This is a genomic window from Flindersiella endophytica, assembly GCF_054779015.1.
Genome location: NZ_BAAGYY010000009.1, coordinates 772,446 through 788,289, shown reverse-complemented (window position 1 = coordinate 788,289; position 15,844 = coordinate 772,446). Strand labels below are relative to the sequence as shown.

General features: G+C 66.6%; 17 protein-coding genes. 9 read left to right on the top strand and 8 right to left on the bottom strand.

Annotation, left to right across the window (positions count from 1 at the left end; genetic code table 11):
- The first annotated feature begins 12 nt into the window (after positions 1-12).
- On the top strand, positions 13-627 hold the full coding sequence (locus ACYVF6_RS08880) for a DinB family protein (RefSeq protein ID WP_460518385.1): 615 nt from the start codon (positions 13-15) through the stop codon (positions 625-627).
- Positions 628-747: 120 nt separating this feature from the next.
- On the opposite strand, the gene ACYVF6_RS08875 is transcribed toward ACYVF6_RS08880, so the two are convergent.
- Entirely contained in the window at positions 748-1,158 is a 411-nt protein-coding gene (locus tag ACYVF6_RS08875; protein ID WP_460518382.1) for a site-specific integrase, read from the bottom strand.
- Between the two features lie 892 nt (positions 1,159-2,050).
- On the opposite strand from ACYVF6_RS08875, the gene ACYVF6_RS08870 reads away from it, so the two are divergent.
- The 3 genes from ACYVF6_RS08870 to ACYVF6_RS08860 all read left to right on the top strand — a co-directional run bounded on the left by ACYVF6_RS08870 (position 2,051) and on the right by ACYVF6_RS08860 (position 4,574).
- On the top strand, positions 2,051-3,613 hold the full coding sequence (locus tag ACYVF6_RS08870) for a hypothetical protein (protein WP_460518379.1): 1,563 nt from the start codon (positions 2,051-2,053) through the stop codon (positions 3,611-3,613).
- A gap of 161 nt (positions 3,614-3,774) precedes the next feature.
- Positions 3,775-4,215, top strand: coding sequence for a hypothetical protein (locus ACYVF6_RS08865; RefSeq protein ID WP_460518376.1), 441 nt, complete (start codon positions 3,775-3,777; stop codon positions 4,213-4,215).
- Positions 4,216-4,271: 56 nt separating this feature from the next.
- Positions 4,272-4,574, top strand: coding sequence for a hypothetical protein (locus ACYVF6_RS08860; protein ID WP_460518373.1), 303 nt, complete (start codon positions 4,272-4,274; stop codon positions 4,572-4,574).
- Here ACYVF6_RS08860 and ACYVF6_RS08855 read toward each other — a convergent pair.
- From ACYVF6_RS08855 to ACYVF6_RS08845, 3 genes are all read right to left on the bottom strand, one after another.
- Positions 4,553-5,107, bottom strand: coding sequence for a dihydrofolate reductase family protein (locus ACYVF6_RS08855; RefSeq protein ID WP_460518370.1), 555 nt, complete (start codon positions 5,105-5,107; stop codon positions 4,553-4,555). The genes ACYVF6_RS08860 and ACYVF6_RS08855 overlap by 22 nt on opposite strands.
- 124 nt (positions 5,108-5,231) lie before the next feature.
- Positions 5,232-6,386: a serine hydrolase domain-containing protein gene (locus tag ACYVF6_RS08850; protein WP_460518367.1), complete on the bottom strand. Its 1,155-nt coding sequence runs from the start codon at positions 6,384-6,386 to the stop codon at positions 5,232-5,234.
- A gap of 99 nt (positions 6,387-6,485) precedes the next feature.
- Complete coding sequence (locus ACYVF6_RS08845; RefSeq protein WP_460518364.1) at positions 6,486-7,094, bottom strand: TetR/AcrR family transcriptional regulator; 609 nt, start codon at positions 7,092-7,094, stop codon at positions 6,486-6,488.
- 104 nt (positions 7,095-7,198) lie between these two features.
- Here ACYVF6_RS08845 and wrbA point away from each other — a divergent pair, with 104 nt between their 5' ends.
- Entirely contained in the window at positions 7,199-8,443 is a 1,245-nt protein-coding gene (wrbA, locus tag ACYVF6_RS08840; protein WP_460518361.1) for an NAD(P)H:quinone oxidoreductase, read from the top strand.
- 168 nt (positions 8,444-8,611) lie between these two features.
- Here wrbA and ACYVF6_RS08835 read toward each other — a convergent pair whose 3' ends face one another.
- Positions 8,612-8,755: a hypothetical protein gene (locus ACYVF6_RS08835; RefSeq protein WP_460518358.1), complete on the bottom strand. Its 144-nt coding sequence runs from the start codon at positions 8,753-8,755 to the stop codon at positions 8,612-8,614.
- Positions 8,756-8,844: 89 nt separating this feature from the next.
- Positions 8,845-9,042, bottom strand: a complete 198-nt coding sequence (locus tag ACYVF6_RS08830; RefSeq protein ID WP_460518356.1) for a hypothetical protein — start codon at positions 9,040-9,042, stop codon at positions 8,845-8,847.
- Between the two features lie 212 nt (positions 9,043-9,254).
- On the opposite strand from ACYVF6_RS08830, the gene ACYVF6_RS08825 reads away from it, so the two are divergent.
- The 3 genes from ACYVF6_RS08825 to ACYVF6_RS08815 are packed head-to-tail and all read left to right on the top strand — an operon-like array spanning position 9,255 to position 10,970.
- Positions 9,255-10,223, top strand: coding sequence for a PASTA domain-containing protein (locus ACYVF6_RS08825; protein WP_460518353.1), 969 nt, complete (start codon positions 9,255-9,257; stop codon positions 10,221-10,223).
- Positions 10,205-10,369, top strand: coding sequence for a hypothetical protein (locus ACYVF6_RS08820; protein ID WP_460518350.1), 165 nt, complete (start codon positions 10,205-10,207; stop codon positions 10,367-10,369). Before ACYVF6_RS08825 ends, ACYVF6_RS08820 begins: the two co-directional genes overlap by 19 nt.
- Positions 10,362-10,970 (top strand): hypothetical protein, encoded by a 609-nt coding sequence (locus ACYVF6_RS08815; protein ID WP_460518347.1) that lies wholly within the window; start codon positions 10,362-10,364, stop codon positions 10,968-10,970. The genes ACYVF6_RS08820 and ACYVF6_RS08815 overlap by 8 nt, the downstream gene beginning before the upstream one ends.
- Before the next feature lie 61 nt (positions 10,971-11,031).
- Here ACYVF6_RS08815 and ACYVF6_RS08810 read toward each other — a convergent pair whose 3' ends face one another.
- The gene (locus tag ACYVF6_RS08810) at positions 11,032-11,658 is read right to left on the bottom strand and encodes a hypothetical protein (protein WP_460518344.1); all 627 of its coding nucleotides are present in this window, start codon (positions 11,656-11,658) and stop codon (positions 11,032-11,034) included.
- A gap of 483 nt (positions 11,659-12,141) precedes the next feature.
- On the opposite strand from ACYVF6_RS08810, the gene ACYVF6_RS08805 reads away from it, so the two are divergent.
- The gene (locus ACYVF6_RS08805; protein WP_460518342.1) at positions 12,142-13,359 is read left to right on the top strand and encodes a Gfo/Idh/MocA family protein; all 1,218 of its coding nucleotides are present in this window, start codon (positions 12,142-12,144) and stop codon (positions 13,357-13,359) included.
- Positions 13,360-13,492: 133 nt separating this feature from the next.
- Here ACYVF6_RS08805 and ACYVF6_RS08800 read toward each other — a convergent pair whose 3' ends face one another.
- Positions 13,493-15,763, bottom strand: coding sequence for a hypothetical protein (locus ACYVF6_RS08800; protein WP_460518339.1), 2,271 nt, complete (start codon positions 15,761-15,763; stop codon positions 13,493-13,495).
- Positions 15,764-15,844 lie beyond the last annotated feature (81 nt).

Sequence of the window (15,844 nt, the reverse complement as noted above, 5' to 3'; positions counted from 1 at the left end):
AGGCTCGGCGCCATGACGGACAAGCGCGCCGACCTGTTCCTCACTTGGATGGGGCTCATCGACAGTTACACGCTCGACCGAGCGCGGAAGGACCTCACCCAAGACGAGCTCGACTTCGAGCCGCACCCGGGTGCGTGGGGCATCCGCCCGCGGGGCGAGCAACGCACGAAGCACATATGGTCCGAAGACAACGGCGAGTGGGTCGTCGAGTGCGACTGGGACCTTGCGACCGACGAGTTCGAGGGCAGGCCGGTCGTGATGCCCATGACAACCATCAACTGGCTGTTCAACCACTTCGGAGCCGCGCCCGGGCTGTTCGCCGAGCTTGAGATCGTCGGCGGCCCAAGCACCCCGACACGCGAGATCTACGACCGGATGTGGGGCCACACGATCATCCCCACCGTCGACGAGGGCTTGGCGCGATTCAACGACGGCTGGGCCGCGCTCAAGGAAGCGCTCAAGAACACGACCGACGAGATGCTCGAGCGGGACTACCCGGGACATCCCTGGCGGCGCGGCGACCACGCCCTCGCGGCGATGCTCAACGAGGTGAGCCACCACGGCACGCAGATCTGTATGGTGCGCGACATCTACGCCAACCGTTATGGCAAGACCCGTCAACGCTGAAGCGGCCGCGGACGTCAAACGGATCTACGGCGAGTACGCGCTGCTCGCCTCATGCGGACAGGAGGGTCAGCATGTCCGCCTTCAAGAACCGCACCCGTTGCTGGCGCTCCCATCCCTCGATCATCGCATCCAGCACCGAGTGCTCAGGCTGGAGAAGTCCAAGCCCTTCGTGTTACGCACCGGGCAACGCCCGAGCGGCGTGGAATGGATCGATGAGCACACATCCAGTTGAGCCGCGTTCGGAGCGGATGGCCGGGTACACGGGTCGGTGGGGAGCGCGTCGGCGGGCTTGCGCGCGCGCAGAGCGGCGGCGGCCCAGGTCGTGAGTTTGAGGGTGCGGAACCCGGCCTCGCTTTTGGGCTCGGGCTTGATTACCAGGCCTTTGCCTTTGATCCGGATGACGGTGCCGCGGATCTCCACACCCCAGCACTCGTGAGACGCCGGGGCGACGCAGGTGCTTTCGCAGTCGCACGGGTTGGTCCATTGCAGGAGGCAGTTCCAGGTGACCGCGAGCGCCTCGCCGATGCGCATGCCGGTGGCCAGCAGCAGGTCGGGCAGGTCGCGCGTGGGTCGGCGTGGACCTTGGTACGCAGCTCGCGGGCCTGCGTCATGGTCAGCGCGCGGGCCTTCTTGTGCTTGATCGTGATCCGGGAGGTGTCCCGGATCGGGTTGGCTTCGATGGCGTCGTGGCGGGCGGCCAGTCCGAGCATGCCGGACAGGATGGTGCGTACGGTCTTGGTGTTGTTCGGTCCGAGGCTGTCGTAGATGAACTTGAGGAACCGTTCGGAACTCGCGGATCCTTAGCCGGCCGACTGCTTCCGGGACATAGCTGTCGAGCATGCGCCGGATCGTGATCCTTCGCCCATGACCTGCCGCGACTTCCCGGCACGCCGAAGCGCCCGCGAGTAGTCCGGGGTGGATTTGCCACCCGGACAGAAGCCGAAACCGGTCTCTCCAAGTCCCTCGGCCGATGCCTCCAGCGCGGCGTCGCCGCAGAACGCGACCTCAAGGGCGGGCGACAGTTCCTCGCCGACTACCTCCCGACTTGGCTTGAGGGGCTTACACGGCTAGCCCTGCCATGAGCAGGAGCGGTCGTCGCGCGATCAGGAATTCCAGCGCATCTGCCATCTCCGCAGGTTGAGAGCTGGTCGGCACCAGCCTCGCCCTGCGCGGTCAATGCTGTTCCACATTCGATGGATCGCCGAACCAGACGATTCACGGACTTTGCCGGTAATCGTCCCCCAACGAGCGCGTCTTGGTCATTCGTTTCCAGGGGTGGGCCTTTCCTTCTGTCACGTACAGATCTGGCTATTCTGTTGTCGTGACCGTGGGTGGGTATCCCGCTGGAGGAAGACCGCCCCGTGGAGTCCGTCCGACGTCGCGCCGGCCGGGGTGGTACGGGTGTGAGGATCGGGTCGCCTGGTTGTTGCGGGCCAATCGGCTGTACGGCGATGACGAGCGGCTGGCGAACGCGAAGCGGTTCGCGGCGGGGTTCACAGGCGGCAGCTGGCCTGGCGGCAGCACGGCGAGCACGAGCCAGATCAGCCGGTGGGAGACCGCGGCCAGCCGGGCGGGGTTCGCAGTACTACGTCGTTACGAGGAACTGCTGGGGCTACGGCCGGCCAGCCTGACGACAGTGGCCGACTGGACCTACCGCGACGCCGTTGGCCACGCCGGTCCGCCGATCCTCGATCGCCGCCTGTCCCCGAATGCGCTGCGAACACTTCAACGCACCGAGGAGCTCTTGGAGCAGGCGTTGTCGAGTGAGGTGATGACCGGTGGCTGGTGGGACGAGCTGACCGCACATCTGGCGGTGTTGCCCTCGGTGCTGTTGTATCCCCGTACGGCATGGTCCGACCTGGCTGAACGGCTGCTCTCCGAGCTGCTGATCTCCGACGGTCTGCGCTGGATGTCCCGCAGTGAAGCACTGGCTCGGCTGATGACCCACCCCCGCGCCGGACCAGCGGTTGTCGCCGCGTGCGGTTCGCTGGCCGCTGACCCGTCCAGCCTGATCGTGGTCGAGCCGTTGACCATCCTTGATCTGACCCCTGCCGCCACCGCCAGTCGCCATGTGCTGGCCCAACTCGTACGACCGACCAGCGAACGCACGCTGCGCGGCGCGTTGCTGGCGGCTGTCGACAAGGTCTCCCGCCGGCACTTCCGCCCCACGCAGCTGCGACAACTGACGCAGATCGCCCTTGAGCTGCTCTCCGCCGACCCGGGGACATCCGCCGATGCTCGTGGCCTGGCCGCTGCGCTGCTGCGTCAGATACCGGCGAACCTGCTCGGAGCCAGGTACAAACGGCTGGTCGCAGCCGGCGAACCGATGACCGCGCCCATTCTGCGGTACGGCCGGACCGCGTTTCCGCAATCCATGCGCCAGGTCGTCGAACGGGTTTGCGCGGCGGCCACGGCCCGGCTTCCGCGACCAGGTGTCGATGACGATCCGGTGCTCCCTCATCTGGTTGGTCAACTGCTGTTCGACCCGAACCAGAACGAGCGCCTGGTCGCCGGGTTCCAGATCGCCGCCACGCCGTACCGGGAACCGGTCGGCGCTGCTCTGGCCGCCGAGCTCTCCGCCACGCACCTCGCGCGCGAGATCCCGCTGGCGACCGCGATCATTTCGGCTACGCCATGGGTTGGCGGATCAGGTGACCGGGCTTCGATCGAACGATTCGCGATGGCCGTGGAGGCGCCCGCGCCAATCGTGGAGGCCGCGGCATGGAAGCTGGGGCACACGCCCGGCAGCAGCGATCAACGGTTCTGGCAGACCGCCGTGGAGACACATGCGCGCACCTGGCGGCGCGTACATGATCCGGCCAGCCTGACGGCATTGCGTGGTCTGGTCTACGGGCTCGGCGTCGAGCACAACGACGATCTTCTACGCGAGATCCGAACCAATCCCCGGATGCCGGGATCGGCCCGGGAGGCTGCGGCGTGGTGGCTCAACCTCCCGGCGCACATCGTCACCAGCGCCATGCGTTGATCGTCTGTGCTGATCGTCTGTCAGGCGCAAGTGTTGTTGCGAACCGTTGTTCCGGCCGCAACAACCTCCCCAGGAATCGTCGTGCACAGCCAGGCTGGCTGGTGGTGGATCCGGCCGACGGGTGCCGGATCCGGACCACGGAACGAGTGGGGAGACATGCCATGAAGATCAAGCTGCGACGTGTCGCCATCGTGATGAGCACGCTGCTCTTGCTGTCCTGTGCGGCGGTCTCGGTTCCGCTGACCGCGTCCGCGGACACTGGGCATCGCCAGGCCACCTCGGTCGTGACACCGCAAAGCTGCACCCCATCCAGCATCTGCAACCCCTGGGGCAGCGGCGTGAACATCCGGAACACACCCAACGCGTCAGGCAACGCGTTGTTCCTCAACTACGGGAACGGCCTCTTCATCAACTGCTGGCAGACCGGGCAAACGATCACCGGCCCATGGGGAACCTCCAACATCTGGGACTTCATCAGCTGGAGCAGCCAATACGGCTACGACCACCAGGGCTACGTATCAGACACCTACGTCTACACCGGCACCAACGGTCCGCCCCCCGGGCTCGGCCGGTGCCCACCCGGGCTGGTCGGCAACGTCTGACACCTCGGGGCCGCGGACCTCGCCCGCGGCCCCGCTGGTCTCTCCCCGGGGGTGTTATGTACGCGCACGCGGCAGAGTCGGTCATCGATTCGGCGAGACGCGGGGTGGGGGATGCTTTGTTCGTCGTCGGTGCGCCGGGGCTGGGTAAGACCAGCTTGCTGGACTCCGTTCCGGATCGCGCCGAGCCGGGGTTCCGCGTCGGCCGGGGTACGGCGGATCCGATGGAGACGTCGCTGCCCTTCGGCCTGCTCGATCAGGCGTTGGTGGGGTTGGGCGCCCGAGTGATCCTCGAAGCCGACGATCTCCCAGGCGAGGCTGAATCGCACGGTGTGCTTGGTCAGCGGGTCGTTGCCCGGTAGGTGAGGATGACGATGCCGCTGTCGAGGCTGGTGGAGTCGGCGAGGTCGAACGTGCCGGCTGAACCGGTGCGGTAGAGCAGGTCGCCGGCCGTGCCCGTGCCGACGAAGAACGGGTGCACCCACAGGCGTAGCTCGTCGAGCAGGCTCGCGGCCATGAGGGCGTGGGCCAGCTGGCCGAAACCGTATTGCACGATGTCGGCACCGGGCTGCTGCTTGAGGTCACCGATGGCCCGGATGGGGTCGTGGTCGATGACGGTCGTGTTGTGCCACTGCGGGTCGGTGAGGGTTGTCGAGACGACGTACTTCGGGAGCGCGTTCATGCGGTCGCTGAGCGGGTCGCCGCTGCGGGCCGACCACACCGGAGCGAAACTGTCGTACGTGTGGCGGCCCATCAGCACCGCGTCGGAGCGTTCCAGCAACTCGGTCTGAACCCGGTTTCCCTCACCGCTGAAGCCGCCCATCGACGGCCACTTCTGCAGGTCCTGGATAACGCCGTCGAGAGTCACATAGGTGGAGTTGACGATCCTGCGCACAGTTGATCTCCTTGTGGGCTTACGCAAGTGAACATCCACCCATGCTGGTGGCGGCGGGCCTCGCGGAACAGCGTCCCGGCCGCCGAGTATCGATGGGTTCTGGACATGCGACCTGTGGCGCCTGTCAGAGGTTGGTGGTCGAAGCGGCGTATCGCCAGAAGTCGTGGCGCCAGGTGGCTGGGATCGGGCTGGTGGCGCCGCGTTGGGTGAACAGGATGGCGATGCTTCCCGTGGCCGGCGTGAGATGGGCGCTGGTGCCGGTGCCGCCGTCCCAGCCGTAGCGTCCGGGTACGTTCCAGGGATTGGCCGTCGTGAGGTCGACCGAGCCGCCGAAGCCCCAGCCCTGGCCCTCGAGGAACAGTTCGCCACTCGCGCGTTGGGCGGGCGTGAGGTGGTTGGTGGTCATCAGCCTCACAGAGTCCGGCGACAGCACGCGACGTCCGTCCACGGTGCCTTCGCCGAGCAGCATGCGGGCGAACGTGAACCAGTCGTCGACCGTGCCGGCCAGTCCACCGTTGCCGAGCGCGAGCGGCGGCCGGCTGCTCCACTGCCCGTCCGGCCCGTCGACGAGCACGAGGTCGCCGGCGTCGTTGGGCTCGTAATAGCTGGTGAACCGGTCGCGCTTGGCCTCCGGCACCTCGAAGGCCGTGTCCACCATGCCCAGCGGCTCGAACAGCCGCTCCGCCAGGAACTCCGGTAGCTCCTGGCCGCTGACCCGCGAGATCAGGATCCCCTGGATCGTGGAGCTGGTGTCGTACAACCAGGCCTCGCCCGGCTGGTACAGCAGCGGGATGCGCGCCAGCGCGGCCAGCCACTCGTCGGCGGGCGGGAACGTACGCGGGTGGCGGCCGTCCTTCTGTACGTCGAACAGCGCCTGGGCCTGCGGGTGGGAGAAGTCGGACGGGAATCCCCAGCCGGTACGGGAGGTCAGCACGTCGAGCACGGTGATCGGCCGTACGGCGGGAACAACGTCATCGAGCGCGGCGTCCGGCGTGCGGACCACCTTCGGTGCGGCCAGCTCGGGCAGCCAGCGGTCAACCGGATCGGCCAGCGCAATGCTGCCCTCCTCGACCAGCAGCATCACCGCGGCTGCCACGATCGGCTTGGTGATGGAGGCGATCCGGAAGATCGAGTCGCGACGCATCGGTGCCGTTCCCTCGACGTCCATCGAGCCGACGGCCGCGACCTCGAGCCGATCGCCATGAGACACCAGGCCGACGGCTCCGGGCATCAGCTTGCCGTCGACGAACGCCGTCAGGAGGCCACTCAGGTCGTGCATCGGTACCGCCCTCTCGTAGTCGTGCTGTCGAGAACATTGACCTGGTACGGACCCGAAATCATCGGCTCGCTGGATCTCCTGTACCGAGGAACCCGGTGGTCACTGCTGGACGAAAGCGGCGCGGAGAAGGGCGCCGAGGTGGTCTGCGAGCTCGTCCGCCGTCCAGCCGCGGTCGTGGGTGAGGCCCTCCACGACGTCGGAGGTGGAGAGGGCGTAGATCAGGTCGGCGGCGCGCTCCGGGGTCCAGCCGGCGGCCAGGTGTCCTTCGGTGGCCAGCCGGTCGGTCAGGCGGCGGCAGTTGGCGTACTTGGCCGCGCTGACCCGTTCGCGGTGGGCGGCCGCGTCAGCGTCGACGCGGCGGACGCGTCCGACGGCACGGTCGACGGCCAGCAGACGTACGTGGTAGCGGGCGAGGTGCCGGGCCCACTCCTGCAGGGCGGACACGGCGTCGGGCGCGGACCACACCCGGTCCAGGGACTCGGTGAGGTGTTCGGCCTCGGCCATGTAGTCGAACAGTGCCCCGACCAGGTGGGCGCGGGAGGCGAAGTGCAGGTAGATCGCGGCCCGGGTGACGCCGGCTCGTTCGGCCACAGCCTGCATCGTCAGCGCCTCGAACCCGGACTCCTCCAGGATCGCGCGGGTCGCGGCCAGCAGCGCCTGCCGGGTGCGCCGGCTGCGGCTGTTGCCGGGCACCTCGATCGACTTCATATCGCCTCCGAGCCTCCAGTGTGGCAAGAACTAGACACCGTGTATAGCCTGGAGGAAACTATACAAGCTGTCTAGTTCTCGAATCGAATCGAGGAGGGTCTGGTATGGCCGCCAGCGCCGCTAATGTCGCGAATGGCCTGAAGGTCGCGGTCATCTACTACTCCGCCACCGGCAACGTCCACGCCCTGGCCGAGGCGGTGGCCGAGGGCGCGGAGAAGGCGGGCGCGGAGGTCCGCCTGCGCCGGGTACCCGAGCTCGCACCCGCCGAGGCGATCGACTCCAACCCGGCCTGGCGTGCACACGCCGACGCCACCGCCGACCTGCCCGTGGCCACCCACGACGACCTGCGCTGGGCCGACGCGTACGCCTTCGGCACGCCAACCAGGTTCGGCAACGTGGCCGCGCAGCTGAAGCAGTTCCTCGACACCACCGCGTCGCTGTGGAAGGCCGGTGACCTGTCCGACAAGGCCGTCACCGCGTTCACCTCGGCCATCAACACCCACGGCGGCAACGAGTCGACGCTGCTGGCGCTCTACAACACGATGTACCACTGGGGCGCGATCATCGTCCCGACCGGCTACACCGACCCCGCCATCAGTCCTGCGGGCGGCAACCCTACGGCACCGCGCATCCCTCCGGCCAGGGAGCGCCAGCCGACGCCGTGCTGGCCGCCGCCCGCTACCAGGGCGGCCGGCTCGTGCGGATCGGCACCGCCGTCCGTACGGCGGCTTGACACCGATCTCGGCCCTGATCTGCTTGATCCGTCGCTGAAGGAGCCCCTCATGGTCGTCCTCACCGCGTTGATCGTGGTCGACATGCAGAACGCCTTCATCGCACCGTCGAACGGCCCACCCGTCGACGGCGCCTCCGATGTCGTCGGTGCGGTCAACTCCTGGGTCGCCGACGTGGCCGAGCGTGGGTGGCCGATCTTCTACACGCAGGACGTCGCGCCCACCGACCTGCCGCCCGGCGATCCAGATCATCAGCTCGACCTCCACGCCGAGGTCGACGTGCGCGGCCCGGTCGTCCCCAAGGGTCCGGGCAAGAACGGGGGCTTCTCGGCCTTCGTCCTGGACTCCGTGGCCGGACCGGGCACTGGCGGGTTGAGCCCGCTTGCCGGGTTACTGCGGGACGCCGGCGTGGATACGGTCGTCGTTGTCGGTCTCGCCGCCGACGTCTGCGTCTCCGCCACCGCCCGCGACGCCCGCCGGCTCGGCTACGCCGTCACCGTCCCGCTGGGGGCCACCGCGTTCGTCCACGCCCACCCCGACGGCGACGCGGCCGCGCTCGCCGACCTGCGCGACGCCGGCGTCGTGATCATCGACAAGTCCGCGGAACCCACGTGCTGACTGCCTTTCGGCGTTCAGCGCAGCTTCTTCGGTCAGCTGATGGTCTGGCCGGTCAACCAGATCACGTGGTCCGCAGCGGACGGGTACAGCTCTGCTCGACTTCGGTGTGGCTCGGGTCGGCCCCGAATGCCGATCAGGCCACCTCGTCGGGGAACGAGGAGATCTTGATCAGGTCCGGACGGGACGGCCGGCAGGAGCCGTCTTCGGTTCCAGGATGTACTCGACGCGGTAGCCGAACCTGGTCATGAGTGGCTCGGCGCGCTCCTCATAGGTTTGGTACGCCTCGCCGGTGCCGTCGCGGTAGGTGGCCACTTCACGCAGCCGCTCAAACCCTGACAGGCAGGCCCGACAATGCGTCCAGGTCGGGTTCGCTCACACCGTTGGTTCGGTCGCCGCCGGGGCTAATGCCGATCGCGCGAACGCGCCGACAGGTAGAGCACCACCTGGTCTTCGGGTGTGGCGTCGACGAACAAGTCTTCCAACGCCAGCCGCATGTCCTGGGCTGTAGGGCTTTCGAGCGTGGACACCGCAAACGGCCCGACCCCGGGATCGCCGAACAGCTGCCCCAGCTCGACCGACGGATCCTGATAATAATCCATAAATGAGCCTGTGCAGATCGGGCCCGGGCGGGCTGGTCTCTGCACGATCCGCGCGCTGCGCGTGATGGTATCCGGGGGTGGGGTTTGGCGGCAAAATCGCACACGTCGTGGTATTCGGCTCTCCCCATGGCTGATCCCCGAAATCGGTTGACGGTTCGGTAACGGCGCCTCACTCTTGGTGATAGGAACTGACTGCGTCTGGGGGAGGCTGGATGGACGCGGAAAGGCGGTCCATCGGTGGGGCACTCGTGCTGGTCGCTGTTGTTGCTGTGTTGATCTGGGCGCCGGCTGCCAGGAGCTCGGTGCTGCAGCCCGTTACGTTGACACTGTCGCCGGTCGACGGACGGATCGGTACGACGGTAACGGCAAGCGGCTCGTGCGTAGAGCTGAGAAAGGCCACGGGAAGCACGGATGAGGTTGTCGAGCACGATGTGAAGATCTACTGGGGTGGCGATCGGGAAGTGGCCGGGACGAGAGTCAATGGCCAGACGTACGAATACGTCACGACGTTCGTCGTACCAACGGACGCGATCCCGAATGTCTACTCGGTAACGGCTGTGTGCGACAAAATAGAGGCGAGCTCGGAATTCACGGTGACCCTGCCGGACAATCCGACCACCGACGCGCCCACGACCCCGTCGCAAGCTACGGCCACATCGTCACGCCGGAAGTCTCGGTCTCAGCCCGGGCTGGTCGGAGTGCCTTCCCTGGCCGGCAAGACTATTAGTGCCGCGTCAGCCCTGCTTGGGGGCGACCTCGTGCTCGGAAGGGTGACCGGCACGGGTGACCTGATCCAACGACAGAATCCAGCCGCGGGCACGATGGTCCGCGTCGGAAGTGCCGTCAATGTGAGCCTGACGACGCTTCCAGCGCAGGATCTCGTGGCCGTACCGGACTTGGTGAACAAGTCGCTCGCTGACGCACGTTCGGTGGTGCCGACTGCCCGGCTCGTGCTCGAGGACGACCCTGGCGGCGAGGGAACGATCGTCAGCCAGTCTCCCGTCACAGGGACGCTGGTGCCGCCTGGCAGCGCGATCACAGCCGTCTTGGCGACGGAATCGCTCTCACTGGTCGAACGGACGACGCGGTTCGGGTTGGGCGTGCTCGCGCTGGTCGCGGCCGGCCTGCTGCTCTTGCGTCTGGTCGGCAGGCGCGGACCACGATGGCGCACAACCACGTGACGGTCGAGCCGAGCAAGCAGCAACCAGACACCACGATGCGGCTGCACAACAAGGACGACGAGCGTCACCCGCTCACGGTCGCCGTCGGCATCGCACCACGGCGAGACGAGGGGACGTGTGTGGTGAGGGAGATCAGCGATGAGTGAAGCAGCGCACGGTGGCGCACTTCGAACCTACCTCTTTGGCGAGTCCGCCGGCGAAAGAGGCGACAGCATCGAGACGATTTCCCGTTCCCTGCACGAGCGTGGGCCGGCACGAACCGCGATGTACGGAATCAGCCGGCTCGGCACCGAGGCGCTCGGGGTCGTCGACGAGCAAGTCGCCGGGATGGTTCACAACCTGCTGGAGTATGACGTCGGCGACCTTCTGGTGCGGGGTTGGAAGGCTTACTCCCAGTTGCGGTCGGCAGCCAGGCGTACCGTCGAAAACTCCGGGCAGGAAGAGGTTGTCGAGCTGGCCACGCACACGGTCACCTGGATTTACAAGCCCAAGGTCGACATGCTGGTCAACGGCCGCAAGGTGAACAGCCTGGAATTCGTCCTGACCGTGGAGTTCGAGATCAACGGGCTGGTCGCGGTGGTGCGGAACGGCCACCTCATGGCGTTGCGTTCCGGCGAATGCGTCATCACCACAACGCTCACGCTCGAAGGTGGGACCATCGTGCCCAAACGCGAAACGCCGGTCGACGACCTGTCCGTCCTGCTGCCGCTGCGCAGGCCGATCCGCCTGGTTTCAGACGGGCGGTGAGCGCCGCGCCCGTTGCCGGACGCGGCGCCGTCCCCCTAGACCCACGTTGGTTCAGGCTCGGTCAGATCCATTGGATCGAGCTGGCCTCGTCGTCCATGAATCCCATGTCGGCACGACCACCGTCAGGACCGATCGGGCGGCCCATGAAGTCCCTGTGCTCCCAGTGGATCACCAAGCAGTTCGAGAAGGCCCTGTACGAGCTGATGTCGTCGTTCCAGCGGTCGCCCACATAGGCCAACTCGAAGTCGACGTCATCGAACTCGTCGCAACCAGTGGAGCCGGTATAGCTGATCGAGTCACTGGCGAAGTTGCTGCCGTCGTACTCAGTGCTGAGGACGAAGCCCCCCGCGGGCGCGAACGACGTGTCGTTCAGCTCCGCGGTCAGCTTCGGGTCACGCATCGCCGTGCGGACGTCGGCCGGAGCGTCTGTCACGCGACCCTTGGTGGCCTTGGCGATCGCGGTGGTGAAGCTGTCGTAACAGCTCATCTTCTGGCCGGCGGTCGACACGTCGACCACGCAGTGCTGCGGCTTCTCCGCTGCCTGCGCTTGCGCCGGCGCAGTGACCGTAGCCACGCCGAGAGCGGCGACGACCAGAGTTGCATACGCGAAAACGCGCATATCTTCCCCCTCATTGGCTTCCGTTGTCGCCGGACCGATCGGACCGGCGAGATCAGGATCCGCCCGCACCCTGCTCGCACACCTTGCGCCGATCTTGCAGTACCGGTGAGAGCCGTTCGGATGCCCGCCCAGGCTCATCCGGCGACGGAGAGGGGCCCGGGTGGCTCGAACAGCGGGCCACCACTGCGCGGCCTCGATCCAGGCAGGGATCACGGACTTGTCGTTCGTGCGACCGCCATCGCGTTTCGTTGGCGAAGCCCATCACAACCAATGACCGCTCTATGCCATGGTTTGACTGCACAAGGTGGCGATGCGTATGCATGCCGGTGGGCAGCAGCAGGTCACCAGGCCGGGCAGGTCGATCGACAGTGTGCATCCAACACACCTCGCTGAGTCATGCAGCCGTCAGCGTCCAGTGTTGGTCGGGGGCGTGGGGCCCGATCTGGATACAGATTGGACAGAATTGACCGGACTCGCGAAGGCCGTCGGTGGGTGCCCGGGAGGGCGATCACCGGTCGAACATGATCAAGACCATTGGCAAGGATGATCGATATGAAGATTGGCGTCATCGGTACTGGGCAGTTCGCCCGCAGTTTCATCTCGTTGTGGCAGATGCATCCCGACGTCGAGGCGGTCTACGCCTGTGACATCGTTCCCGAGCGGGCCAAGGAGCACCAGGAGAAGTACAACCTGGCCGGCACGTTCGCCGACGTCGAGGAGATGTTGGCGTCCGAGGTGGACTCGGTGGCGGTGATGACCCAGCGCTGGACGCACGGTTCGCTGGTGCTGCAGGCGCTGGAGGCCGGCAAGAACGTCTACTCCGCGGTGCCGATGGCGATCTCCGTCGACGAGATCAAGGCGATCATCGACAAGGTCACCGAGACCGGGCTGATCTACATGATGGGCGAGACCAGCTACTACAACCCGGCGGTGGTCTGGGCCCGCGACAAGGTCGCCGAGGGCGCGTTCGGACGGGTGTTCTACTCCGAGGGCGATTACGTCCACGACATGGACAACGGCTTCTACGCCGCCTACAAGTACAGCGGCGGCGAGGACTGGAAGAAGACCGCCAGCTACCCGCCCATGCTCTACCCGACGCACGCGATCGGTGGCGTCCTCGGCGCGCTGCCGACGTACGCCACCAGCGTCAGCTGCATCGGCATCCCCGATGATCGCGGCGACGGCGTGTTCGACAAGGACGTGTCGCTGTGGGGCAACGACTTCTCCAACATGAGTGCGCTGTTCCATCTCGCCGACGGTGGCGCGATGCGCACCAACGAGTTCCGCCGGGTCGGGTACTGGAGGGGCCATGAGTCCCGGTTCCGGTTCTACGGCACCGACTCGGTGATGGAGCAGACCGGTCACGGCGCGACCTGGAGCGTCAAGACAGAGGGCGAGGACTACCGCAAGGGTGACACCCTCGACATCAGCGACCTCTTCTACACCCGCGAGCGTCAGGTGCCGGCGGACTTCGGCGATGTCGACCCCGCGCTGATGCAGAGCTTCGCATCCGGCACCGCCAAGGTGCAGGACCGCAGCCGGCTGCCCAAGGAGTTCGAGGGTGCGCACAACGGGCACGAGGGCTCCCACCACTTCCTGGCCGACGACTTCGTCCGGGCGGTGACGACCAAGACGCAGCCGCCGGTGAACGCGTGGAAGGCGGCCCGGTTCACGCTGCCGGGCGTGATCGCGCTCGACTCGGCGCGCCAGGGCGGTGCCCGGTTGCCGATCCCGGACTTCGGGGACGGCCCGGAGAATCCTGCCTGGTGACGTGACCCTACGCAGCGTAAGGCTGCGAGCTCGGGTGGCCGTCGTTACCGGCGACGACGGCCACCAGGTCGACCAACCTGCCGCCTGAGTCGAGCAGGCAGGACCTTCATCGCACCATCCTTCGTACTGGAACTCAGTCGGAGCCGGCAATCCGGTAGGAGCGGTATGCCGTCCAGCCGGCGCTGTTGCCTCGGGAGTCGGTGACGATGACGCGGAGCGAGACAAATGGGCTACCTGTGGCTCTGGGGTGCCGCACCCTGGCCACCCATTGACCCGATGCGTCGCTGACCGGAACTGTCAACCAGCTGTTGCCATCGTCGTAGGAGACCCGGACCGTGACAGTCCGGACCTCACCTGCGGTACCGGTGATGTCGAGCGCCAACGGGAACACCTGCCCGGCTGGCGCCTGGCCCCAAGAGTCGAAGTCACCTGACACACGCGTCGAGATGATCGGCAGTCTCGTCTCGCCGGACGAGGGCCGGGAAGACTTGAACGTCCACGTGCCTGAGACTGTCGGCGCGTAGTCCGACCACGGCACCTGTCTGCCGGCATGCATGATCACGGTGTACGTAGCCGCACCAAGTTCCTCGAAACTCTCCACCAGATACGGGTCCTGCGACGCCGCGATCCGCACACCGTTCCGCTTGAGGACCACGTCACCCGTCACGGTGCCGGTAGAGATGTAGGTCCATCCCCCTCCGGAGGAGTTGAACGGCCCGACATCGACGTACAGCCAGCCGGACGTGTGGTGGTAGCCCTGTGCGTGTGGGGTGAACGCCGCCGTTCCCAGCTTCAGCCTGACTCTCGAGCCCGGCTGGTAGGCGCCCTCCTCCAGGAGTTGTTCGCGGTAGGCCACCGCATCAGTGGATGTGTATGCGTCCAGTCCGCTGTTCCAGTCGATTCCCGGCCCGCCCGGGTACTTCGGCGTGACGAGATGCCGTCTGGTCGCGGGCAGCATCATGTCGTACGAACGGCCGAATCCGAACGCCATATCGGCTCCGGACACACCGACTCCCCGCGAGTATGTGGCTCGCGAGCGCGGGCCTGGAGTCGCGAACACGATCGACAGGTCCGCAAGATCCTCGTCGTACACGGGGTACACCGGATCCGCCGGCAGCGAGCCGAACTCGTCAAAGACCAGTTCGTACGTTCGATCCGACGCGCTCAGCTGCTGATAGAGGCCGAACATGTAGTCACGCTTGGTCGTCCGCGTGCCCACGACGTACGCCTCCGGCTCGATCGTCGAATGGGAGACCGTCACGCTTATCCCGTGTACTTGGGTGCCGGCCCGCTGGTACAGCGCGGTGCCGATCGTCTCAGTTCGGGCAGCCGTGACATCCCCCGTCGCTGTTGCACGCTTGCCACCACGTGCGTCGAAGCTCACTGTGACAGGTCCGGTCACGACCAGCCTCGGCTCAGACATCAACGTGCTGCTAGGCGGTCCGTTCCCGGTGGGAGTGAGCACGTGCAGACCGATCGTGTAGGTCCCGCGCGGGACCCTGGCGATCCATTTGCCGGCCTCGGGAAGCAACGGGAACAGGTTGCCGTCGTTGGTCAGGTCGATGAGGAACGGGGTTCCCACCAGCTGCCCTTGCTCATAGCTGGTGACCTTGGCACCGTTGCGGTCGGTGATGTCGACGCTGACGTCGTACAACTCCGGTTCGAGAGCAGTTGAGACCGGCGTGCGAACCCCAACCGGCGGCACATCGGTCCGCGGCACGGAGCCGCCGAGCGCGGCATCGGTCGGAGCGTCCAGCCAAACGCGCCGAACTCCGTTGGTGTACGCGCCATCGAGGACGAGGCGCCGGCCCGGAATCGTTGCGGTACTGCCGGTCAGCCATGTCCAGAATCCGGTGGCGGTCCGCTTGTCCTGCCTGACGAGGGAGGAGCTGATGCTGTCCAGCTCGCGAGTCCTCGCGGCGCCACGCGGTAGAGCCGGGACGAGCTCGCCCTTGCTGTGCTCAACGATCAGTGGAATCGTGGCCTGCCGGTCGTCGCCGTATCCGTACTCGGTCAGTGCCGAGACCTCGAACAGGCGCCTGTCCAGCCGACCCGAAGCCACCAGCGCAACGGTGTCCGAGGGGAATACCCAGACCGAGTCGCCAAGCTGCTGTGTGCCGAACACGACGCCGGTCCGCCCTCGGCCGGCCGAAGCGACCGCCCGATAGCCCTTGGCTTGCTTGATCAGGCGCACCTGATCGCCCGTTATCAGGGTGACTGTTGTCTCCGCTCCCGCCGGATAGGCGGCCGGCTTGCCAACACCGGGCGACGCCGGCGCGGCCGCGGGGGCTGTCAGCACAGCCAGCGCCCCAATCAGCAGCGCGACCAGCGCCCGTCGAACAGATCTGCTTGCCCTGTTCGACTCGCGCGCCGGTCTCTGCGCGAACACACTCATCTTCCTCATCAGGGCCTCCTCCCCTAACGAGCACGAGAATCCTGCTCTGCTCAACCACTATGATCGCGATCATCGGGGCGCGGAAGATTC